This window comes from Lawsonibacter sp. OA9, assembly GCF_022440585.1.
In genome coordinates this window covers 1,155,404-1,178,882 of sequence record NZ_JAKNTI010000022.1, presented here as the reverse complement: position 1 = coordinate 1,178,882, position 23,479 = coordinate 1,155,404, and the positions used below count along the sequence as shown (strand labels likewise).

Here is a 23,479-nt window from a genome sequence, read left to right as displayed (position 1 = left end):
CCTAGACTATTTGGACCTTTACCTGATCCATCAGCCCTTTGGAGATTACTACGGTTCTTGGCAAGCCATGGAGGAATTGTACCGTGAGGGCAGGATCCGCGCTATCGGCGTATGCAACTTCTATCCGGACCGGCTGACCGACCTGTGCGCCAACGCCAGTGTGATCCCGTCGGTTGACCAGGTGGAACTCCATCCCTTCTTCCAGCAGGCAGGCGCCCTTCAAGCTATGCGGGAGCTAGGAGTCCAGCCCCAGGCATGGGGTCCCCTGGCTGAAGGGACCCATGGGATATTCCAAAAGGAGGTATTGTCTGCCATTGGAAAAAAATACGACAAAACTGTGGCCCAAGTGGTGCTGCGCTGGAACGTACAGCGTGGTGTGTCCATTATTCCTAAATCTGTCCACCGGAACCGTATGGAGGAAAATCTGGCTATCTGGGATTTTGCTCTTGGTGATGAGGACATGGCCGCTATTACTCAGATGGATCTGGGGCACAGCGAGATCATAGATCACTCTTCTCCAGAAACAGCGAAATGGCTCAACAGCTGGAAGATCCATGACTAATCTTTCTAAGCGCAGAAGGATCCCAGACATAAGGACACCTCATACAGAAACAACCATTTGGAATGCATTGAAAGGAGTCGTCTATTCTGATATCAGGACAGACGACTCCTTTTGAGCAAAAAATATCAATCATCCAGGCCGGGCAGACAGGTGATATAGACAGGTTTGTAGGGAATCGATGAACGGGAGCACTGTGGAGGGCAGATCACCTTCTCCGCGGTTTTGCTACAATAGGCTACGGCTGATCTGCCGGTCCAACACCGCCTGCCCCTCGTCGGCGCGCTGGGAACGGTCTACCGTCATATGACCCCAGCCGGACCGTTTCAAATAGTTTGTAATTCACAGGAGCCCCTTTTGCCTCAGTAGAAGTTTTCCTGAGCATACTTATATAGTTCCTCCCGGAAGTCAGGGTGAGCAATAGCGGCCATGGCAGCGGCTCTCTCGCCTAAAGACAGGCCATGCAGATGGGCCACGCCGTACTCAGTAGCCACACACTCAACCATGGTGCGGGGGACAGATATGGTGCTGCCCCCCGGAATGGTGGGAACAATGTTGGATCTCAGATTGCCCTCCTTGTCCCTCCTGGAGGAATTGATGCAGATATAGCCCCGGCCGCCCCTGGAGCGGAAGGCGCCCTCCAGAAAGTCCATCTGGCCGCCTATGCCGGACAGCTGCCTGCTGCCTGCCGATTCGGCGTTCTCCTGTCCCATCAAGTCCAGCTGAACACCTCCATTGATGCTGATGAAATTGCTCATCTTCCCCATGCGTTCCGGGGAATGGACATGGTCCACATCGCCGGGATAGAACAGCTCCGGCTCATTTTCCAGCCAGTCATACAGCTCCTGAGAGCCCATCGCCAGGTTCCAGGTAGAGTAACCGGCATCCACCTCCTTGCGGGCGTTGGTCAGCTTTCCCGCCTTGTGGATCGCCAGGAAGGCATCGCTGATAGTGCCTGTCCAGCAGCCCAGGTCCTTCAGGTCGGATTCCGCCAGCATCTTGGCCACAGTGAAGGGAACGCCGCCTACGCCCAGCCCCAGCACGGCCCCGTCCGGGATCTCCGCCACCACATTGCGGGCAATCTGGATATCTACCGGCGAGGGGTCCTTATAGGTACGCAGAGGCAGCGGTTCATGGACCCCCTCTACGACATACGTGGCTTCCGACAGGTGGACGCGGTGGGAGCCGTTGACCCCCTGAAGCTTGGGCAGCCGCTCATTGATCTCAAAGATCACCGTACGCGCGTTTTCAAAAATCGTCCGCCAGGCATAGTTGGAAATTCCCAGGCCGCAGTAGCCGTCCCCATCCGGTTTGGACACAGGGACGAAGGCCACATCGACCCTGATATAGCTCCGGTAGAGCTCCGGCAGGGCCCGGAGCATCATAGGCAGAAACTTCACCAGCCCTCTGCTCTGCAGCTTCCGCTCATAGTCCCCGATATGCCAGCTGTAGTAGGTGAACGCGGACTGCTCCGGGTCGCGCTCCACCACCTCGATCCGGGGCCGGATCACCAGGCCGCCCCGGATCTTGACATCCTTCAGCTCCTCTTTTCTCGCCGCAAGCGCCCGGTCCATCAGTTCGGGAAAGCCCGCGCCAAAGCCGTAATCTACCCAGTCGCCGGATCGAACCGCTTTTGCCGCCACTTCGGGAGTAACAAATTTACTCATATAGTTTTGTACCATCTTTTCTCTCCTTCCAAAATATACATCGCAATATTTCTGAAGCGCCTCATGAGCCTCGATACTCTCCTTGATCCTCATATCATTATGGTCCAAACATTCTGCCCCCTGTTGTCCCATTTAAGTATAATCAATCTGTCAAGCTCTTTGCTGCCCATGCCTGCCTCAGAAATATTTTTACCTATTTTTCAACAAACACCATTCATTTCTCTAACGCGGAAAAGTCCGGCTAACATGAAGCCGGACTTTTCCGTAAAGTACCCAGACAGAAGAAATTGGGGAACTATTATGGTCAAGAATACTCTAATATTGAAAAAAGAGATCAGTCCGCCCAAATTTCCTCATCAGTGGGGATGTACATATCAGGGACCTTATAGGAAATGCGGCTCACATTCATCAGGTGGGTGAACCACAGGTTCTCGCTGATGGCGTTGTTGCCCCAGGTGCCGCAGCCCAGCGTGGTGGTGGGATTCAGACCGTTGTCCATAGCGCCGCCCAGAGCGGTGCCGCCTACCTGATTGACTGCATAGCGGGACACGTTGACGACGGTGGGAACAGCCTCGATATGCTCGGTGTTGTTGGAGTGGATGACCACGCTGTGGCCCATGCCCTCCATCTCCAGGTTGGCCCGGGCGATCTCCATGCACTCCTCCCAGGTGTCGTAGGTAAAGAGCGCCAGCATGGGGAACAGCTTCTCCTTCGCCAGGACCTCCTGACGGGCATAGCCCTTGGTGCAGCATACCAGGACCTTGGTATCCTCAGGGATCCCCTCCAGATCGGCCAAATCAGCCATCTGCTGGATCGTGGTGCCAGTCCACTCCTTGTTGAATACGCCGTCGGGGAAAGCGCTGTTGCGGACCTTGTCGGCATCGGCCTGGTTGTCAATGTAGTAAGCGCCATTCGCTCTCAGCGCGGCCACCATCTCATCTACCTTATCCTTGGGGCAGATCACGTTCTGCTCACAGGTGCACAGAACGCCATTGTCAAAGGTACGGCCCGCGATGACCATCTTGGCTACCTCGTCATAGTCCACATCCCGGTCCACCAGGACCTGAACATTGCCCTGGCCGACACCCAAAGCCGGTTTCCCGGAGGAGTAAGCCACCTTTACCAGACCTGGGCCGCCAGTGCAGATGCACAGATCCACGGTCTTCATCAGGCCGGCGGACAGCTCCATAGTAGGTTCTTTAATAATCTGGATCAGGTTCTTGGGCATACCCAGCTTATCCAGCGCCTCGTTCATCAGCTCAACCGCCCGGACGCCGACGCCCTTCGCGCGGGGATGGGGGCAGATAATGACGGCGTTGCCGCACTTCAGAGCGCACATGGAGTTGTGCATGGGGTTGATGACGGGGTTGGTGGTAGCGGTGACGCAGCCCACTACGCCGATGGGCTTGGCGACCTTCATAATACCATTGACCTCGTCCCGCTCAATGATCCCGCGGCTCTTCTGGCCCTTCATGCGCCACCAGGTGCTCTTGGATTTGTTCTTGCACTTGGCGATCTTGCTGTCCACGCGCCCCATCCGGGTCTCTTCCACCGCCATCTTGGCCAGCTCCTCCGCATGGTCATAAATCGCCTTGCCAATCGCCTTGGCGGCAGCGTCCACCTGCTCCTGGCTCATCTTCTCAAATTCCTTCTGGGCCGCGCGCGCGGCGTCTACCAGCGACTGCAGATATTCCTGTGTATCCACGATAGTGACCTCCTAATTGTATCCTATAATCAGTTTCTCAGCCCTTCAGTGCCGCGGCAATGGACTCATCAATAATCTGGAACACGGTATCCAGAGTGGCCTCATCCACATTCAGCGGGGGGATCAGGCGGATGTTGTTGTGGTCGGCGCCGCAGTTGAGCAGCAGCAGGTCACGTTTCAAAGCCTCAGCCTGGACGGCGGCGCACAGGGCCCCGTCGGGAGCGTTGTCCTCAGGCTTAACGAACTCGATGGCGTTCATCAGGCCCAGGCCGCGCACATCCCCAATGACATCGTACTTCTTCTGCAGGTCATAGAACTTGCCGCGGACAACTTCGCCCATCTTCTTCACATTCTCAAGGACGCCGCCCTCATACAGCTCTTCCAGAACCGCCAGGGAGGCCGCGCAGGAAACGGGGTTGCCGCCGTAGGTTCCGCCGTGAGCACCCTTGGCCCACTTGTCCATGATCTCCTTCTTGCCAAAGACAGCGGACAGGGGCAGGCCGCCAGCGATGGCCTTCGCGGAGGTAAAAATGTCAGGCTCTACGCCCAGAGTCTGCCAGGCATACAGGTTGCCGGTGCGGCCAAAGCCCGTCTGGACTTCGTCAAAGATCAGCATGATGCCGTGTTTGTCACACAGCTCACGGACATACTTCAGCCACTCCACTGGGGGGACCACATAGCCGCCCTCGCCCTGAACAGGCTCCATCATGATCGCCGCTACCATAGAGGGATCCACGATCTTCTTGAAGATCTCATCAAACTGAGTGAAATACTCCTTGGGGCACTTGCCGTCCTCCATCTTGTAGGGAGTCCGGAACAGATAGGGATACTCGGCAAAGTAGACGCTGGGCATCATGGGCTCGTAGTTCTTGCGGTAGGCAGCGTTGGAAGTGGTAATAGTCGCGGTTGCCATGGTACGGCCGTGGAAGGCGTTTTTCATGGAGATGATGACAGGACGCTGGGTTGCGTACTTCGCCAGCTTCATGGCGCCCTCGTTGGCCTCAGCTCCGGAGTTGGAGAAATACACCTTGTACTTATTGCCGGTCTTCTCCACCAGCTTCTCCATCAAAGTAGTATAGGGCTCATAGTACAGAATGTTATGTCCGGCGTGGATCAGAGTATGCAGCTGCTTCTCAGCGGCAGCGATCACCTTGGGGTGGCAGTGGCCGAGGGCGTTCGTGGCAATACCGGATGCCATATCCAGAATCTTCCGGCCATCCTCCGTATACAGATAACAGCCTTCTCCCCTTACAACACAGGGCGTTGTCTCCGCGTGCATCGCCATTGGGGGCAGGAGTACCTTGCTTCTCTCATGCTGAGTCATAAGAAATTCCTCCTAAAAATATTTTTGAATAAAATCATTATCTAGGTCATCAACCATTGATCATTTCTACAATACCTTGTGTAAAGAATGGAACATAAGTTGTTAGCATCAAAACAACTAGCAACGCACCAATGAACCACAATACATACTTTAGCATAGCCTCTATCTTTACACCAGAAATGGATGTAGCCACAAATAGGTTAGAGCCATAAGGGGGTGTCACAAAACCAATTGCCAAGTTCATGGTGAGCACCACACCGAACTGAACGGCTGATAGTCCACATTCCAATGCAACAGGTAGGAGAATCGGTGACAAAATGATAGTCGCAGGGATATTATCCATCAAGCATCCCACAAATAGAAGGAACACATTGATAATCAGCATCAAAATAATAGGATTGCTGGTTAAGCTTGTCAAAAACGCCGCAATTAAAACTGGAATTTGCTTCAATGACAGGTAACTTGCAAATGCAGTCGCAGTACCAACCATAAAAACAATATTACCATTTAACCGTACGCTATCTACAAATGCAGCATAGAGCTGTTTCAGTGTCATTTCACGATAAATTACTACACTTGCAAAAATAGAATATACCACCGCAACGACAGCCGCTTCTGTTGGCGTAAAAATACCCGCATAAATTCCACCCAAAATAATAACAGGTGCCAACAATGCCCAAAAGGCGTCTTTAAAAGAAATCCAGACATCTCTTCCCGTCGGTTTTGAACTCGCCCCTTGGTAACCATATTTTTTACTCATCACTACACAGGCAATCATAATCGCAATTCCCATCATGATGCCTGGCAGAAAACCCGCAATAAACATATCACCAATGGATGTACCGGTCACGACACCATAGATAACAAAGGGAACGGACGGGGGGATAATAACGCCAATGGATCCGGCAGAGGCTGCCAAAGCAGCGCTGAACGGACGTGGATACCCCTTCTTCTCCATCTCAGGAATCATGATGGCACCAACGGCAGAACAGGTAGCCATAGCCGAACCAGAAATCGCCGCAAAAAACATACAAGCTGCGGTTGTCACTAAGCTCAGTCCACCAGTAATCCACCCTATACAAGTATCCGCAAAGTTAACGATTCTTTTTGCGACACCGCCCGTACTCATCAAATTGCCAGCCAGGATAAAAAAGGGAATCGCCATCAGCGAAAAGGAATTCACTCCACTAACACAATTCTGTGTAATCATCGCTAACGGAGTATTCGTAAAGCCGGCTAAAACCACCAAGGTAGCTAACGCGATAGAATAGCCAATTGGCACACCAATGAATACCGTTATCAGAAAGACTCCGAACAGAACTAGAATTTGCATCTCCATAAATCTAAGTCCTCCTTATACTGATCCGTCAGCCAATTGCCCGCGACCCATTATCTTCATGATGTCTTCGGCAATCTGTGCTATAACCCGGATACTCAGCATTCCTTGGCTCACAGGCATAACCAAATAAACCACCCAAACTTTCAGCCACGGAATAGACGAAGCCACTTTTCCGCGTTGCATCATGGACTGAACCACTTCCAGACCATTAAATGTAAAAAACAGGCAGATCCCCAGCCACATCAGTTTCACTACGATATCCAAAACTAACTTTGCTTTACCTTTAACCCGGCCACTGATAATCTCAATACACAAGTGATCTCTTGCCGCAAAGTCAGTGCCCATCCATATCATCCAAACAAAGAGATACTTACAGCCTTCTTCACTCCAAGAAATCGAGTTGTTAAACACATATCGAGCAATTACCTGTACAAAAATTACAACTACACAAACTGCTAATGTAGCTACCAAAAAAACTTCTTCCAGTTTATTGATTCTATGTGTTATTTTTTTTAAACCATTCATATCGTTTTCCTTTTTACCCATTTTAGTGTATGTATTCTCCGGAATTTCTATCATCCAGAGAATACATCACTCTTTTATTTATTACATATCTAAAAACACTAATTCAAGTTCACAAAGTTTAACGATACTTGCTCAAGGCTTCCCATGCTTCAGGGAAGTTTGCCTCTGCTTCCTCATACAACGGAGTCAGTGCCTCGCGGAACGCTTCTTTCTTGTCATCTTCCAAATAGTTTACTGCACAACCGCTTTCTTCCCACTTAGCAATATACTCTCCGTCTTCGCTGACCTCTGTATTGCGTTGCCAATCTTCCATATAGGTACGGATACCTGTATCAAAAATCTCTCTTTCCTCATCTGTCAAACTTTCATAAAAAGCACGGTTACAGATGATTGCATTCATATCATATACATGCTCAGTTACACTGAAATATTTCTGCACTTCGTTAAACCCAGAAGTATAAGCAATAGCGGCTCCATTTTCCTGACCATCGATAGTTCCCTGCTGAAGGCCGGTAAAGACCTCATTGAAACCCATCGGGGTAGCGTTAGCACCCAGAGCATTCATCCACTTAATATATGTACTGCTGTTCATTACGCGCATCTTAATTCCTTTGAGATCCTCGATACAAGTAATCGGGCGCACATTATTTGACATATTACGGGTACCATTGGAATTGAAGCCAACGCAGATATATTCTGTGCCATCCAAAGTACTCTTTAGATAGTCTCCCAGCTCACCATCAGCAGCCTCAAACGCATCTTCAACAGAGTCATACAAATAGGGGAGGTTCAACACACCCCAATCTGCCGCATAGGTTTCCAAAGAGGCCACAGAAGGCGTCATCAATGTAACGGTGCCATACGCACACATTTCCAGCATATCCTCATCGCCACCAAGGACACTGTTGGGCTGGATATTTACAGTCATGCTACCCCCAGATTCTTTTTCGATATAATCTTTAAACTGAAGAGATGCACGATTTATATTATGGTCTTCGGCATACACATGTCCCAGGACAATTTCCTTTGCACTTCCAGCAGCGCCGTTTCCCCCAGCATTGGAAACAGATCCGTCTTTGCTCCCGCAAGAAATCAATAAACCTGTGGTTAAAGCAAGAATCAGCGCACAACTCAGTCTTTTTTTCATTTTAATCATTCTCCTTTTTCTCAAATTTGATTCCCTATTTGACCATGTATTTTACTATTTGGCTTATCCACCCCTATCTAATTCATATTTATTATCACATAAGCTACCACACTACATCGCGTATATTGGCATATCATCAGATAATAAATATTATTTTTTTTGTAAGAATAAAATTACAATTTTTGTTAACCTTTTTAGACTATATTTTTATAAATGTAAGTTCTTCTAATTATCTGTAAAGCCATAATTCATTTAATTAAGAAAATTTTCCTTTTTACCAAACTGATGGCAGGTGAAAAGAGCCAGATATCCAAAATGTTTAAGAACATAATTGCGTCGAAACATACAATAGTTTAACCGTAAAAAAGAAGATCTGTGTAAAAAACAGTCAAACCAGATAAAGAGCACCGCCCTGTACTGACGATTAGTCAGGGCAAAGCCCTAGAAGGGAATTCCAACAATATTCAGAACCATTAAAGGCTATCAGGAACAGACTGAGCATTCGACTTAGTCGTTTGCGAAAGATTTTTATTTTATGGACTCTTTTTTATTTATCCTATGTCCCCCATTCTGGGCTGCGCTTCTTGGTTCTGGCTATAACATGAATTGTATTCTCACACCGTGAGAATACAATGATGGCGCCATCATTGTATTCTCACACCGTGAGAATACAATGATGGCGCCATCATTGTGCTTGCTATTCATAAGATATTTACATTATAATTATACAAAGCGACAATGTCAATAAAATTTATCGTCTAAAATATATATAATTTAGATAAACCCAAATCAATTATATCTCCTGCGCCCTAAGGGCATCCAGTGGATATCCACTAGAACGAGAGTGAGTACATGGTCACACCGCAAGGCGAGACGCGGAGCATGACAGAACCTGCGTAGACAAAAAAGTCCTCGGCAGATACCGCCAAAGCAGTATCTGCCGAGGTTATCAGGCGCCTAAAAAATTACCCCTATTAAGGGGATATCAAATATCCCAGCTCCCTATGCTCTCATCCGCTAGATTTCAATACGCCTTCACCATACCTCCATCCATCAGCAGGGTCTGTCCAGTGAGATAGGTATTGGCCTCAGAGCACAGGAATGCGGCCATACGCCCATACTCCTCAGGCCGACCATACCGGCCAAGGGGAATGTCGTGGAATGCCTTATGCTGGAGCTCCTCCACCGACAATCCTTCCTTCTGAGCCCGGATCTGGTCCAGCTGGTCGATGCGGGCAGTTCCCACCCGGCCGGGACCGATAACATTGACCAGAATGTTGTCCGGCCCCAGCTCCTGACTCAGGGTCTTGGCCAGCCCTACCACCCCCATACGGAAGGTGTTGGACAGGATCAAATCGTTCAGCGCCGCCTTCACAGAGGAGGATGTAGAGCACAGGATACGGCCCCCTCCATTGGCCCTCATATAAGGCAAAACAGCACGGATCGTCCGGATATAGCTGAGTAGGCACAGCTCATAGGCATCCTGCCAAGCCTGGTCATCAAAGGAGTCAAAGGGGCCCGGTTTGGGACCTCCGCTGTTGTTTACCAGGGCAAAGATAGGACCGCATTTCTCCACTGTGGTCTGGACCAGCTCCTGGATATACCGGGGATCGGTGATAGACCCGGCCAGATATTCCGGCTCGTTTCCAGTGGCGTTCAGGATATCCTGCCGTGCCCTTTTCAGCTGCTCCTCAGAGCGACCGCAGAGCATGACCCGGGCTCCTTCCCGTGCCAGTTCCATTGCGATAGCCTTCCCCAATCCGCTGCTGGAGGCCAAAACCAACGCACTCTTATTCTTCAGTCCCAATTCCATGGTCCGTCCATCCTTTCCATCTTAAGCACCCAAAAGGGGCGGGCCGCCCGGCCGTCGCGTGTGACGACCGAGGCGGCCCTAAAAGTCAGCGATATTACTTCTTGATGCCCCGCTTCTTCATCCAGTCAGGCAGTTGGTCAGGCTGCAGGCCATTGTAGCGGCAGCCAGGATACCGGCAATTAGAGCAGTTGCCCTTGTTGCCCTTGACAGGGGGCTCGCCCTTGATCTCCTTCTCCAAATAGTCCACCAGAGCCTTGATGTCCGCCTCATCGCCGTCCACAGCCCAGTAGTGGGCGCCCTCGTTTCCGCCGATGCCGCCGGCGCAAACCACCTTGGCCTCGCAGTTGAACATCATCTTGATGGCCTCCACCTCGGTGACGATGTCGGCGCTGGACAGGCAGTACAGGCCGGGGTCGGCACCCATGGAGATGTCGATATGGTTGGCGCCGCCCAGAGCGCGGCTGGCGGCGGGCACGCTGGGCACCATCTTCTCATAGCCCACAGGGCAGATCCACTTCAGGCCCTTGCTGGTCATATAGCCGATGAAGTTGGGCACGGTGCCGCCATTGAAGCCGGAGGTGATGATGCCCACATGGCCATCCTGGTCAAAGGCGTTGGCGCCCTTGATGATGACGGTGTCGGCGTGGTAGTCCTGAAGGGCCTCGTCGATCTTTTTATCCACAGGCTGTCCCTTATAGAATACGTTGGGGAAGCTCTTGCGGCTGGAGGGCTCAGTGACGCAGAGCATTCCATCGGTGCTGTTGCCCACCGTGCACAGTCCGGGCTCGATGGACTTATCGCCCAGCAGTTCCTGGGCGATGAAGGCGTTGGTGGTGCCGCCGGCCAGCAGCACATAGGCCTCCTTCCATGCCTTCTGGAATTCAGGCATCTGGATGACCGTCTTGGCAATCAGACGGCGGGCCTCAGCGGGAGTTAAAACAAAGGTGGCTTTCATGGGTTTCATCCTCCTTACAGAATTGGCAATACTTAAGTACAGATTCAGGCTTTCTCAGGGTGCTTCTTCAAGTCTACAACGGGGTTCACCAGGGGTTCCATCTCAAAGCCGTCGGGACCGTAGATCCGGCACTCGGCCATGTCCCCGTCGTTGATCTCAAAGGCGCGGGGGGTGCCGGTGGACAGAATGTCGCCGGCGTACCAGCCCTGGATGCTGCTGTGCAGGGACACCAGCCGGGCCGGACGGTGGGTCATGTTGCTCACCAGATTTTTGGCGTATACCTCGCCGTTGCGCACGGACTGGACCTCCAGCTTCAGCACGTCAGGCACCTCATCGGGTGTGACCAGCTGGGGACCGAAGGAGAAGAAGGTGGGGAAGTTTTTCACGATACACAGGTAGCGGGGGTTGCCGCTGACATAGTCGTTGCCCTTCAGAATGGACTCCTCGGTCATGTCCAGGATGGTGGTATAGCCCACGATGGCGTCCTGCCAGTTCTCCTCGGACACATCGCGGCAGTCCTTGCCCATGATGATCCCCAGCTCCGCCTCGGCGGTAGTCTTCTGGGCTTCCTTCAGGGTAGGAAGCTTGATCTCATCGGCGGGGCCAATCAGAGTGTCAGCCATCTTAAAGAAGCTTCCGGGGAACCCGGTGGGGGCCGCAGAGCCGATGTCGCCGGCATGGTCCACATAGTTCAGCCCAATGCCGAAGATCCGCTTCGGGTTGCGGTACAGGGGGGCATAGACCACCTGGTCAGCGGGGACAAGGCCGGGGATGGAATCCAGCTCCTCCTTACCGCCGGCGTTATACCAGGCGGTCAGGCCGGGGATCTGCTGCTCCTGGATCAGGGACAGCAGATCGGTCTTCCACGCGGTGCCCTTGGCCGCGTTCAGGGCGCGGATGGGAAGAATGCCGTTCTTGGCTACGATGCCGGCCATCTCCGTATCGTTCCACTTGATAGTTGCCAGTCTCATATTTCACTCATTCCTTTTCTATAAAAATTGAATTGATCGATGCTCGTTGATCAGCCGTTGTAAGTCAACGGATCGTTTCCCCGTCGGCCGCCGCACTCTAAGGAGTTAATGAGCTGTGTTTCCTCTGGCGTTAGGGAGAAATCGAACACATCAAAGTTCTCTCGGATGCGGTCGTAGTGGCTGGATTTGGGGATGGGGATCTGCTGGCGTTCCAAGTGCCACCGCAGCACTACCTGATTGGCCGTTTTCCCGTATTTTTCCCCAATGGACAATATGCGGGGATCCCCCATAAAGGCCCCACGCTTGATGGGACTGTAAGCCACCAGGGCGATACCCCGATCCAGACAGAACTGGCGCAGCTCCCGCTGCTGAAAGGCGGGGTGTAACTCGATCTCGTTGATAGGGGGATAAGCCCCAAAGACTTCCTTTATTCGTTCCAACTGATCTGCCTGAAAGTTGGACACGGCCACCGATCGGATCAATCCCTGGTCTTTCAACCTGAGAAGCTGCTCATAGGCGGACAGACGTCGCTTCTCCTCCGTTCCAGGCCAATGGAGCAGGCAGCAATCCAGATAATCCACGCCCAGATCCCTGAGGGACTGTTGGGCCGAGTTGGCGGCCACCTCATAGTCCTTAGGCCAAACCTTGGAGAGTATGTAGACCTTCTTCCGGTCTAACCCCGCCAATCTGAGTCCTTCGCCCACGTCTTTCTCATTGGCATACATAGCGGCGGAGTCGATATAGCGATAGCCGCACTCCAGCGCCCAGGCAACAGCCTGGGATATCTCATGTCCATAGGAGGCATAACATCCAAACCCATACCGCGGCATCTCGGTTCCATCCAGCAATGGCATCATTCCAGGCTTTGTTTCCATGACTTCACCTCCATCGAATTCAGTTTGCCCACCTTGTTTTTTATTTTATCACGATTTTTTTAAAAGTAAAATACTCTGTTACATAACTTGGTATAAGAATTACCATATAAGTTACATCATTAATGTCATTTATGGGTTCCATTTTTGAAGCGAGAAACAGTAACGTGAATGCACGACGAATTTTCTATAGAAAATAATCAAAACCACTGGCCGTGCCAGTGGTTTTTGATCACAAATAAAACTCGCCGCAAGCGATACGGCGCTTGCGGCGAGTTGGCGCAGAAGGGGGGATTCGAACCCCCGCACGGTTTTACCCGCCTACTCCCTTAGCAGGGGAGCCCCTTATAGCCACTTGGGTACTTCTGCATGGCTGTAAGCTACGAGTTCACTATTTACTTTGGCTAGAGATGAAAAGTGGCGGAGAGAGTGGGATTCGAACCCACGGCTCTTTCGAGTCACCGGTTTTCAAGACCGGCTCCTTAAACCACTCGGACATCTCTCCTCATCTTTTCAAACAAATCAGAGGCGAGGATTATCTTACCATACCCCCACCCACTTGTCAAGAGCTAAAATGGACAGGTTGCCCATCGCTCCCCGGACGGACCATAGGTCAGCGCCCGGGGAGTTCTTTTCAGATACCTCTGTCCAATGTCTTGCGCAGACGTATTTTTCCCTCCAGAGCTTGGTCGATCATGGAGAGGAACTTTTCCCTATCCTCCGGCAATCCGCCTTTTAGGGGCAGATAGTTAGAGGCATGATTGCTGGTAAAGTGAAGCGGGTCCACATCCAGATTCTCGATCAGCAGACGGCACTCCTCCAGGACATGGTCGGCAGAGCACACCTCAAAGCGGCCAGCCAGCACATCCTCCCCCAGCGGAGTCCCCTTGGCCGGGGCAAAGGTCATGGCGGACAAGTGCCTTGGCTTCATGGCGTTTATCATCTTGGCGGTAGACAGAATGTGCTCCCGCCAGTCGCCCCCCTCTCCCCTGGCCCCAGTCATGCCCAGGATGATGGTGACCCATAGATCGATGCCCGCCTCCACCAGCCGCTGTCCTGCCAGCAGCATCTGGTCGGCAGTAACTCCCTTCCGGATGAAACGCAGTACCGTGTCGCTGCCGCTCTCCACTCCGAGATAGGCTCTGGAAAGGCCCGCCTCATGGAGCGTCCTCAGCTCCTCCGGCGATTTGGAAAGCGTACTACGGGGGCCGGCATAGACCGTGACCTTTTCCAGATGAGGAAAGGTGTCGTACAGCTTTTTCAGGATGCGGAGCATTTCCTCCGTTTTGATGATGATGGCGTCGCCGTCCATCAGAAAGACCCGCTGGAGTCCAGGACCGTAGTAGTCCCGAGCCATATCGATATCCTCCAGGATCTCCTCTGTCGGGCGGATTCGGAACTGTTTGGATTTATACATTCCGCAGAAGGTACACTGGTTGTTGGAGCAGCCAATGGTACATTGGAGCAGATAGCTCCTCCACTCTCCCGGCGGACGGTACAGAAGGTCACTGTCGTAACGCATAAGTCTCTATCCTTTCAAAATATCCTGGCAGGCCCGGCACATCGCCTCCATCTCCTGGTCAGTGCCGATGGACACGCGGAGATAGTCCCGGATGCGGGGTTTGTCAAACCAACGGACCAGGACCCCGCGGTCCCGCAGGCCCTGCTGAAGCTCTTTTCCGCCAACAGCGGGATGCGTAATAAAAATAAAGTTGGCGTTGGAATCATGGACGAAAAAGCCCAGTTCCCGCAGGCGGGCCGTGGTACGCTCCCGGGTGGTTATCACTTTACGCCGGCTCTCCTCAAAGTATTCCACATCCCGAATCGCCGCCTCCCCAGCCGCCAGGGCCAGCCGGTCCAGAGGGTAGGAGTTAAAGGAGTTTTTCACACAGCGCACAGCGGCCATCACCTCAGGACTTCCCAAGGCATAGCCGACACGCATACCGGCCAGGGACCGGGACTTGGACAGCGTGTGGACTGTAACCAGATTGGGGTAGCGGTTCAACAGCTCCACAGCAGAACGGGCACCAAAGTCGGCATATGCCTCGTCCACCATCACCACCCTGTTCGGGTCCGCCTCTAAGATGCGGCAGATCTCCTCCAGCGGAAGGGTACGGCCGGTGGGGGCATTGGGATTACACACCACCGCGCCTCCACTGCCGCGCAGGAACTTCTCCACTGGGAAAGAAAAGTCCTCATTGAGCGGTATCTCCTCAAAATCCAGTTGGAAAAGGTGAGCGTAGACCGGGTAAAAGCTGTATGTGATATCAGGGAAGATCACCCTTCTGCCCGGGGAGAAGAAGGCGTAAAAGCACAGGCCCAGCACCTCGTCAGAGCCGTTGCCGCAGAACACCTGTTCCGGAGTGAGGCCGTGGTACTCCGCGATGGTCTGCCGCAGTTGGGATGCCTCCGGGTCCGGATAGAGCCGCAATGTCTCATCAGCAGCAGAGCGGATTGCCTCCAACACTTTAGGGGAAGGCGGGTAGGGATTCTCATTGGTATTTAACTTAATAAATACCCGGTCCTTCGGCTGCTCCCCAGGGATGTAGGGTTCCAAGTCTTGAATACGGCCGCTCCAAAATCTCTTATCCATAGTGTGACCCGCCTTCCGTCCGTCTATTACTGGATGGGAGACTCACGCCCCCACCTCGCTGCCGTCCCGATATACCTTGCGGATATTTTTTTCCGCCTTGCTCCTGGGGAGCATGACCTCATGCCCGCAGCCCTGGCAGCGCAGCTTGAAATCCATCCCCACCCGCAGGACCAGCCACTCCTGACTGCCACAGGGATGGGGCTTCTTCATTTTCAGGATGTCATTGACATGGATATCCATTCCTGTCCCGTCCTTTTTTAAAGTGGTTCTATTATAGTATAGAGCTTTTGAAATTGTCAACGGGCGGCTGTTCTCTCCACAAAATAGAATAGGCCGCCGGAATTCCGGCGGCCTGTATGACACGATTTGTTCAGCCGTTTTACTTCGCCAGCTCGGCAGTATCGAGAGCGATCATCAGCTCCTCGTTAGTAGGGATAACCAGGGTGCGCACGGTGGCGTCCTGGGCAGAGATGTCGATCTCCTCGCCCCGCTTGCCGTTCTTCTCGTCATCAATCTTGATTCCCATGAACTCAAGGCCGCTAACGATGGCCTTGCGGTCGCCGGCGCCGTTCTCGCCTACACCGGCGGTAAAGATCACGGCGTCCACGCCTCCCATAACAGCGGCATAGGAGCCGATGAGCTTCTTCACGCTGTAATGGAACACATCCAGAGCCAGAGCGGCCCGCTGATTGCCCTCAGACTTTGCCTTCTCCAAATCACGGAAGTCAGAGGATACGCCGGAGATGCCCTGGACGCCGGACTTCTTGTTGAGGATGTTCAGCATCTCCTTGATATCATAGCCGTACTTGTTCATCAGGTACTCCATAATACCGGCGTCGATGTCGCCGGCACGGGTGCCCATGGGCAGACCAGCCAGGGGGGTAAAGCCCATGGAGGTATCCACGCTCTTTCCGCCGTCAATGGCGGTAACAGAGGAGCCGTTACCCAGGTGGCAGGAGATGAGCTTCAGCTCCTCAATGGGCTTGCCCAGCATGGCCGCCGCCCGCTGGGACACATACTTATGGCTGGTACCATGGAAGCCGTAGCGACGGACCTTGTCCTGTTCATAATACTCATAGGGCAGGGCGTAGGTGTAGGCCACGGAGGGCATGGTCTGATGGAACGCGGTGTCAAACACAGCCACCATGGGGGTTCCAGGCATGAGGGCCTGACAGGCCTTGATGCCGATGATATTGGCGGGATTGTGCAGAGGAGCCAGGGGGTTGCACTCCTCGATGGCGGCCATGACCTCGTCCGTGATGAGCACGCTCTTGGCAAACTTCTCGCCGCCATGGACCACCCGGTGACCCACAGCATCAATCTCCTTCATGGAGCCAATGACGCCATTGGCGGGGTCCACCAGGGCGTTCAGCACAGTCTGGATGGCCTCGGAGTGGGTGGGCATGGCCACGTCGGCCTCCTTGACGGCCTGCTTACCCTCGGGCTTATAAGTAAATTTACCGTCAATTCCGATGCGCTCACACAGTCCCTTGGCCAGCACCTGCTGGGTTTCAGGGTTGAGCAGCTGGTATTTCAGGGAAGAGCTGCCAGCGTTGATGACCAAAATGTTCATTGAGATCGATCTCCTTCACAAATCAAATTTCACAAGCTTGTGGTTGCCTTGAGCCGGGGGATGCACTATAATAGTTTCATCCTCTGTCCATGGTCCCTATTCTACCGCTTTTCCCCGGCCAGGACAACCGTTTTTTCGAAAAACAGGAAATTTTCTTTGTCAGGAGGCCTTCCATGCGGGTCATCGGCATCGTGGCGGAATACAATCCCTTCCACACCGGCCACCAATATCAGATCTCTGAGAGCCGGCGGGCCGTGGGTGGCGAGGCCGGGGTCGTGGCTGTCATGAGCGGAAACTGGGTCCAGCAGGCAGGCTGTGCCATTACTGATAAGTGGAACCGGGCCCGGCTGGCCCTGATGGGCGGCGTCGATTTGGTGCTGGAACTGCCCACGGTGTGGGCAGTCTCCTCGGCGGAGTCCTTCGCTCAGGGGGCTGTGGACCTGTTGGAGGCCACTGGAGTGGTGGATGTGCTCTCCTTCGGCAGCGAGTGCGGAGATGTGGACCGGCTCCAACGGGTGGCCGTGTGTCTCAACAGTCCGGTATACGAGACGGGAGTACGCCGTTTCGTGGACGAGGGGATGCCATTCGCCTCCTCCCGGCAGGAAACGGTGCGGAGCATCCTTGGGCCCGATAGTTCAGAGCTTCTGTCTGCTCCCAACAACAATTTGGGTGTGGAGTATCTCCGGGAGCTGGACAGGCTGAAAAGCAGTATTCTCCCTATGACCGTCAGACGGGAGGGGGCTCCCCACGGCGTACTGTTAAAGGTGGCGGAGCGCCCCCGTTTTCTCTCTGCTACCCAGCTTCGGGCCTTTTTGGAACAGGAAAGCTGGGAAGCCGCACAGCTCTATCTCCCCCAAGGAGGACTGGAGGTACTAAAGGAGGGCTGGCATGGTCCTCCCTCCTTGAAGCGGGTAGAGCGGGGTCTGCTGGCCAACCTACGCGCTATGACAGCGGAAAACTGGGCCAAGCTTCCTGACAGCGGGGCAGCGGAGGGAGCCTCCGTCCGGCTGGAGCGGGCTGGCCGAAACTGCCGCTCCCTAGAGGAGTTTTTCCATCTGGCCAAGCCCAGACATTGGACTGCGTCCCGGACGCGGCGTCTGCTGACGTGGGCCTACCTGGGGTTGACGGAGGCAGACCGCCCAGACAATCCGCCTTATCTTCGTGTGCTGGGCCTTAACGCCAGGGGGCAAGCCATTCTGAAGAAGATGAAGTCCCAGGCATCTCTGCCCATCCTCACAAAGCCGGCCCACGCCAAGGCACTGGATGAGGTGGGCCGCTCCCTTTTCGCACAGGAGGCCAGATGCACCGACCTGTATGACCTGTGCCTGGAGTCCGTTCCCGTTCCCGGGCGGGAATGGACCTCGGGACCTGTCGTTGTTGGAAATTGACCTGCCCCTTTTCTGCCCCATGGAGGCCGCTATGGAAACAAAGGTAAAACGAAAGATACACTGGGGATTGGCCGCCGCTCTGTTCCTCCCAATCCTGCTCATTGGGCTGTTTTATCTTCTCAGCCCTCTGCCCAGAGTGATGGATCGGTGGGTCTTTGGCGTAATGGCTCCTGTGGAGCAGTTTTTGGGCCGAATGTGGTCCATCTTTCCCTTCTCTGTGGCCGAGGTTCTGGTCGTCCTGGTCTTGACAGGCAGCGTGGCCTGGCTGGTCCGGGCTATCGTTTTAGCTGTTCGGCGCAGGGAGCTCTCCCCTCTCTTACGGCGGCTGCTGGCGCTGGCCGCCGTGTGGCTTTGGGTCCTAGCGGCCCTTTTCTGGTTTTGGAACGCCGCCTATCAGGCCTCCAGCTTCACCCGGCGCAGTGGGCTGGAGGTCGCTCCCTACTCAGTCGAGGCGCTGGCCGCCGTCACGGAGTATTTTGCCCAAAACGCCGCCCGGCTTTCCAGCCAGGTGGACCGGGACTCAGAGGGCCGCTTCGCTGTGCCCCGTGATTACTATTTTCACAAAGGAACACAGGTCTATGAAGGGCTTATCCAGGAATTTCCCTGTCTGGATATCCCGCCGGTCAGGGCAAAACCCCTTCTCTTTTCCAGGCTCCAGAGTATTCTGGGCTTTACTGGCGTCTACTTCCCCTTCACCGGAGAAGCCAATGTGAATGTGGACTGTCCCGCCTGCCTGATTCCGGAAACCATCGCCCATGAGATGGCCCACCAGCGGATGGTAGCCTCTGAGCTGGAGGCCAACTTTGTGGGCATCGCCGCCTGTGTCACCTGCGGCGACACCGTCTTTCAATACTCCGGCTATCTCGCCGGACTGATCCAGCTGTGTAACGCCCTGTACCCCGTGGCTCCAGACCTGTGGGACGAGATTGCCGGCCGGTGGTTTACTCCGGAGCTGGCCACAGACTGGAATGAGAACAACGCCTATTGGGCCGCCCTGGAGTCCCCTATCGAGGATGCGGCCGGACAGGCCTACGACGCCTTTTTGAAGGGCAACGGCCAGGAGCTGGGGATGCGCTCCTACGGAGCCTGTGTCGATTTGCTGGTCAGCTATTTCGGAAGAAAATGAAAGAGGGAGGGCGGCCTACAAGGCTGCCCTCCCTCACAAATACGCCGGACTACACTGCCAAATCATAGATCAGCCGCCCCAGCAGCAGGGCAAGCACCACAAAAAACATAGGGCGGATAATCTTAGCGCCCCCCTTGAAGGCCAGACTGGAGCCCACATAGTTGCCCGCCACACTGCACAGGGCGGCAGGGATCCCTACCAGCCACACGACCTTACCCGCCAGGGCATAGGTCACCAGCGCCGCGATGTTACTGGAAAAGTTGATCGCTTTGCTGTTTCCTGACGCGGTAAGCAGGTCAAACTTGGAAAGGGCGGTGTAGCCCAGTATCATAAAGGTGCCAGAACCCGGACCAAAAAAGCCATCATACCCTCCAATGACCAGGCCGATGGAAAGAGATATAGCCATAAGCTGGGCCCGACTCAGCTCACTGGACCGGTCCTCCCTTCCAAGGTCCCGCCTGACAAGGAGAAAAACCGCCACAACAGGTACAATGGCCAGCATGATATAATACAGGATCTGTTCTGGAACCATCATATTCAGCCGCGCTCCGATCCAGGAGCCTCCCAGGGCGGCCGCCGCCCCCACCAGGACGCTTGGGAGATGAACGTCCCCCTGACGGAAAAAACGGATGGTGGACAGCAGACTCCCACAGGAACTGCTGCATTTATTGGTAGCGGTGGCCCCGTGAGGAGACAGCCCAGCCAGCAGATAGGCTGGGATCGTGATGAGTCCCCCGCCCCCCACGATAGCGTCTACAATGCCTCCCAGAAAGATCAGCGGACAGACGATGACCAACGCTCTGAAAACTTCTAACTCCTCCATGCTTCCCTCTTCCCACCCCAGGCGGGGTCACTCCCTTTTTCTTTTTATCTCATCCCAGTACCGCTTGGCGGCCTGTTCTGTTTTATTCTCCCCATAGACGTAATAGCGCACATCCTTCAGCTCGTCGGGCAGATACTGCTGGTCCACCCACCGGCCTGGGAAGCTGTGGGGATAGAGATAGCCCTGCTCCCGCTCCAGACCGGAGGAATCGGCGTGGACATTCTGGAGATGCCGCGGGATGTCCCCTACCCTGCCCCGGCGCACATCGGCCATAGCGGCCTCAATGGCCATGCAGGAGGTGTTGGACTTTGGGGCAGTGGCCAGAAGGACTACCGCCTGGGCCAGAGGCAGCTTGGCCTCCGGCAGCCCAAGCTGAAGGGCATTGTCCACACATGCCTTGACGATGGGCACCGCCAGAGGATAAGCCATGCCCACATCCTCGCTGGCGGAGCACAGGATGCGGCGGATGGCGGTAATCATATCCCCCGCTTCCAGCAGCCGGGCCAGATAGTGGAGCGCCGCGTCCGGGTCAGAGCCCCTCATGGACTTCATGAGGGCTGACGCGATATCAAAATGGGCATCTCCCTCCCGGTCGTAGCGCATCGCCGACTTCTGGGCCACCGTTTTGGCATCCTCCAAGCTGACAAGGAGTTTCCCTTGCTCACGCCTCGCGGCGCTGAGTAAAAGCTCAATGGCGTTCATGGCCTTTCGGATGTCGCCGCCACAGGCCCAGGCGATGTGCTCCTTTACCCCGTCCTCGCATACTACCTGGGCGCCCAACCGCTCCTCCATGATGGAGATACCCCGCTCCACAGCGGGGAGGGCATCCTCCGCCGTGATCTGCTTAAACTCGAAAACCGTAGCCCGGGACAGCACCGCCCCAAAGACGGCGAAGAATGGGTTTTCTGTGGTGGAGGCGATAAGGGTGATGCGACCGTCCTCCATAAACTCCAGCAGGGACTGCTGCTGCTTCTTATTGAAGTACTGGATCTCGTCCAGATAGAGCAGCACACCCTCCGGCGCCATCAAAGTGCCGATATCTCCGATGATGTCCTTGATGTCGGAGATGGAGGCCGTGGTGGCGTTGAGCCGGTGCAGGGGCCGGTTGGTCCGCTGGGCGATGATGTTCGCCACCGTAGTCTTGCCTGTGCCTGAGGGGCCGTAAAAAATCAGGTTGGGGATATTGCCCCCCTCAATGATCCGGCGCAGCAGGCCGTTTTCTCCCAATATATGCCTCTGCCCCACCACCTGATCCAGGCTCTGGGGGCGTATCTCATCCGCTAACGGGCGGTATGCCATCGTTTCTCATCTCCTCACGGGGTTCTCTGTCATTCCTCGTCCAGCGTTATCTCCGCCTGGAACGCCACCACTGCGTCGCCGATAATGCGGATTTCGCCGGGACGTCCCTCCTCCAGCTCCACACAGACCTCCATAGCACCTGGCCGGCCCATGGCCTCCCCCTGGACAGAGGTGAAGCGCACCTCGTCTCCATCTGTGGGGATCAGTCCAAATTGGACCAGATAGGCACCCATGGGGCCGTTAGCAATCCCCGTCACCGGGTCCTCGGCCACACCGTTCGCAGGACCGAACATTCGTCCATGGACCAGAGGCTCCTCCCCAGGATGGAGGGTAAAGACCAGATACCCGTTGCAGCCAATCTCACCACTCAACTCCTTGAGAGCCTCTAAGTCCGGTTTTAAGCTGTGAAGCTTATCCAGGTCGTTGAGGACCACCATCAGCTTGGGAGAGCCTACGGAGGCGGAAGCCATGGGGCATCCGGGCCGGAGGTCGTCCCATGTCACGCCTAGGGCGTCCAGCACGCGGGCCTGGTACTCCTGGGGCAACGGTTCTCCTATGACGGCCTTGCCCTGGGTCATGACCACCCGGTAATCACCGTTTTCCTTGCACACATCCACAGGAAAAAGGCCAGCTCCGCACTTCTGGACTACCCGGGCGCTGTCCAGACCCAGTTCCATGGCCCGGATATAGTGGGAGGCGATGGTGGCATGACCACAGACAGGTACCTCTCGGGTGGGGGTGAAAAACCGGACATGGACATCATACTCCCCCTCTTTTCCCGGGAAAAGGAAGGCCGTCTCCGAGTTATTCAGCTCCCGGGCGATGCGCTGCATCTGTCCCTCTGTCAGCCCTCGCGCGTCCGGCACCACACCGGCGGGGTTCCCCGCCAGTTTCTCCCGTGTAAACGCGTCCACCTGATAAATGGTATAATTTTTCTTCATGGTTGCTCCGCCTTTCTGCGCATATGCGCTGCTGCCCGCCAGATAGATGACATCCTGGCGAAAGGACGCTCCGGCCCTTATGCTCCTTTTCCCTGCTGCTTACTAAAAAAATCACACCAGGGCCGCAGGGTACACTGCTGGCACTGGGGCCGCCGGGCGATACAGACGGCCCGTCCATGGAGGACCAGCCGGTGGCAGAAGTCATTGGACTCCTCTGGAGGCAGGATCTTCCTCAGCTGCATCTCCACCTTGGTTGGGTCCTTGGAGCCGTCGGTCAACCCAAGCAGACCGGAGATACGGATGCAGTGGGTGTCCGCCACCACCACGCCGGGGGTGTGGTACACGTCTCCCAGGATCAGGTTGGCTGTCTTTCTGCCCACACCAGGCAGCTTCAGCAGGTCCTCCATAGTATTGGGCACCTTGCCGCCGTATTCCCGCAGAAGCATTTGGGAGGCTAGTACGATGTCCTTGGCCTTTGCCCGGAAAAAGCCCGTGGAATGTATGTACTGCTCCACTTCGGCAATCTCAGCATTGGCCAGCGACTCCAGAGTAGGAAAGCGGGCATACAGTGCCGGAGTCACTTTATTGACACGCTCGTCAGTACACTGGGCGGCCAGTCGAACGGAAAATAGAAGTTCGTAGTCCTTCCGGTAGTCCAGTGAACAGATTCCGTCCGGGTATAGGGCTTTCAGCTCCTCTATAATGGCAGCCACGTCGGCCTTTTTCTTTTTCATATCTGTTTCTCTCCATTCAGCTTTCTCCACAGGAGGGAGAAGTTCTGTCATTTTGATATCATACCATACTTACCGGAAAATTTCGACGGCTTTTTTTCATTCCTCCATTGTTTTTTCTCCGCTTA

21 protein-coding genes and 2 tRNA genes are annotated in these 23,479 nt (G+C 54.4%); 3 read left to right on the top strand and 20 right to left on the bottom strand.

Annotated features, from left to right (window positions below; translation table 11 throughout):
* Positions 1–10 precede the first annotated feature (10 nt).
* Positions 11–562, top strand: coding sequence for an aldo/keto reductase (locus MCG44_RS14995; RefSeq protein ID WP_318653895.1), 552 nt, complete (start codon positions 11–13; stop codon positions 560–562).
* 359 nt (positions 563–921) lie between these two features.
* Here the strand turns inward: MCG44_RS14995 and MCG44_RS06770 are convergent, their stop codons facing one another.
* The 16 genes from MCG44_RS06770 to MCG44_RS06695 all read right to left on the bottom strand — a co-directional run bounded on the left by MCG44_RS06770 (position 922) and on the right by MCG44_RS06695 (position 17,043).
* Entirely contained in the window at positions 922–2,226 is a 1,305-nt protein-coding gene (locus MCG44_RS06770; protein ID WP_412531136.1) for an acetyl-CoA hydrolase/transferase family protein, read from the bottom strand.
* A 334-nt stretch (positions 2,227–2,560) separates the two neighbouring features.
* Positions 2,561–3,931 (bottom strand): aldehyde dehydrogenase family protein, encoded by a 1,371-nt coding sequence (locus MCG44_RS06765; protein WP_240287404.1) that lies wholly within the window; start codon positions 3,929–3,931, stop codon positions 2,561–2,563.
* 37 nt (positions 3,932–3,968) lie between these two features.
* Positions 3,969–5,255 carry an aminotransferase class III-fold pyridoxal phosphate-dependent enzyme gene (locus MCG44_RS06760; protein WP_240286626.1) on the bottom strand — a complete coding sequence of 429 codons (1,287 nt, stop codon included), beginning with the start codon at positions 5,253–5,255 and terminating at the stop codon, positions 3,969–3,971.
* Between the two features lie 49 nt (positions 5,256–5,304).
* On the bottom strand, positions 5,305–6,594 hold the full coding sequence (locus MCG44_RS06755; RefSeq protein WP_374740895.1) for a TRAP transporter large permease: 1,290 nt from the start codon (positions 6,592–6,594) through the stop codon (positions 5,305–5,307).
* 15 nt (positions 6,595–6,609) lie between these two features.
* Positions 6,610–7,140 carry a TRAP transporter small permease gene (locus MCG44_RS06750; RefSeq protein ID WP_240287402.1) on the bottom strand — a complete coding sequence of 177 codons (531 nt, stop codon included), beginning with the start codon at positions 7,138–7,140 and terminating at the stop codon, positions 6,610–6,612.
* Between the two features lie 97 nt (positions 7,141–7,237).
* On the bottom strand, positions 7,238–8,266 hold the full coding sequence (locus MCG44_RS06745) for a TRAP transporter substrate-binding protein (RefSeq protein ID WP_186853517.1): 1,029 nt from the start codon (positions 8,264–8,266) through the stop codon (positions 7,238–7,240).
* A 1,024-nt stretch (positions 8,267–9,290) separates the two neighbouring features.
* A complete protein-coding gene (locus MCG44_RS06740) occupies positions 9,291–10,079 on the bottom strand; it encodes an SDR family oxidoreductase (protein WP_240287401.1) in 789 nt (262 codons plus the stop codon).
* Between the two features lie 94 nt (positions 10,080–10,173).
* Positions 10,174–11,034, bottom strand: a complete 861-nt coding sequence (locus MCG44_RS06735; protein WP_147571170.1) for a hypothetical protein — start codon at positions 11,032–11,034, stop codon at positions 10,174–10,176.
* A gap of 44 nt (positions 11,035–11,078) precedes the next feature.
* Entirely contained in the window at positions 11,079–12,005 is a 927-nt protein-coding gene (locus tag MCG44_RS06730) for a fumarylacetoacetate hydrolase family protein (RefSeq protein WP_240286590.1), read from the bottom strand.
* A gap of 50 nt (positions 12,006–12,055) precedes the next feature.
* Positions 12,056–12,880 (bottom strand): aldo/keto reductase, encoded by an 825-nt coding sequence (locus MCG44_RS06725; RefSeq protein WP_240287399.1) that lies wholly within the window; start codon positions 12,878–12,880, stop codon positions 12,056–12,058.
* A 274-nt stretch (positions 12,881–13,154) separates the two neighbouring features.
* A tRNA-Ser gene (locus tag MCG44_RS06720) sits at positions 13,155–13,246 on the bottom strand.
* Positions 13,247–13,295: 49 nt separating this feature from the next.
* Positions 13,296–13,382, bottom strand: a tRNA-Ser gene (locus tag MCG44_RS06715).
* Between the two features lie 129 nt (positions 13,383–13,511).
* Entirely contained in the window at positions 13,512–14,399 is an 888-nt protein-coding gene (locus tag MCG44_RS06710) for a B12-binding domain-containing radical SAM protein (RefSeq protein WP_186852116.1), read from the bottom strand.
* A gap of 6 nt (positions 14,400–14,405) precedes the next feature.
* Positions 14,406–15,470, bottom strand: a complete 1,065-nt coding sequence (gene hisC / locus MCG44_RS06705) for a histidinol-phosphate transaminase (protein WP_240287397.1) — start codon at positions 15,468–15,470, stop codon at positions 14,406–14,408.
* A 42-nt stretch (positions 15,471–15,512) separates the two neighbouring features.
* Positions 15,513–15,710, bottom strand: coding sequence for a DUF951 domain-containing protein (locus tag MCG44_RS06700; RefSeq protein ID WP_147572196.1), 198 nt, complete (start codon positions 15,708–15,710; stop codon positions 15,513–15,515).
* Positions 15,711–15,849: 139 nt separating this feature from the next.
* Positions 15,850–17,043 (bottom strand): acetate/propionate family kinase, encoded by a 1,194-nt coding sequence (locus tag MCG44_RS06695; RefSeq protein WP_186852114.1) that lies wholly within the window; start codon positions 17,041–17,043, stop codon positions 15,850–15,852.
* A gap of 173 nt (positions 17,044–17,216) precedes the next feature.
* On the opposite strand from MCG44_RS06695, the gene MCG44_RS06690 reads away from it, so the two are divergent.
* Positions 17,217–18,431: a nucleotidyltransferase family protein gene (locus MCG44_RS06690; RefSeq protein ID WP_240287395.1), complete on the top strand. Its 1,215-nt coding sequence runs from the start codon at positions 17,217–17,219 to the stop codon at positions 18,429–18,431.
* Between the two features lie 31 nt (positions 18,432–18,462).
* Positions 18,463–19,557 (top strand): DUF3810 domain-containing protein, encoded by a 1,095-nt coding sequence (locus MCG44_RS06685; protein WP_240287393.1) that lies wholly within the window; start codon positions 18,463–18,465, stop codon positions 19,555–19,557.
* A 49-nt stretch (positions 19,558–19,606) separates the two neighbouring features.
* Here the strand turns inward: MCG44_RS06685 and MCG44_RS06680 are convergent, their stop codons facing one another.
* The 4 genes from MCG44_RS06680 to nth form a co-directional block, all read right to left on the bottom strand.
* Positions 19,607–20,380: a TSUP family transporter gene (locus tag MCG44_RS06680; RefSeq protein ID WP_240287392.1), complete on the bottom strand. Its 774-nt coding sequence runs from the start codon at positions 20,378–20,380 to the stop codon at positions 19,607–19,609.
* 27 nt (positions 20,381–20,407) lie between these two features.
* Complete coding sequence (locus MCG44_RS06675) at positions 20,408–21,679, bottom strand: replication-associated recombination protein A (RefSeq protein ID WP_147572192.1); 1,272 nt, start codon at positions 21,677–21,679, stop codon at positions 20,408–20,410.
* Between the two features lie 29 nt (positions 21,680–21,708).
* Positions 21,709–22,620 (bottom strand): PhzF family isomerase, encoded by a 912-nt coding sequence (locus tag MCG44_RS06670; protein ID WP_240287390.1) that lies wholly within the window; start codon positions 22,618–22,620, stop codon positions 21,709–21,711.
* A 77-nt stretch (positions 22,621–22,697) separates the two neighbouring features.
* Complete coding sequence (nth, locus tag MCG44_RS06665; RefSeq protein WP_240287388.1) at positions 22,698–23,354, bottom strand: endonuclease III; 657 nt, start codon at positions 23,352–23,354, stop codon at positions 22,698–22,700.
* Between the last annotated feature and the right edge of the window lie 125 nt (positions 23,355–23,479).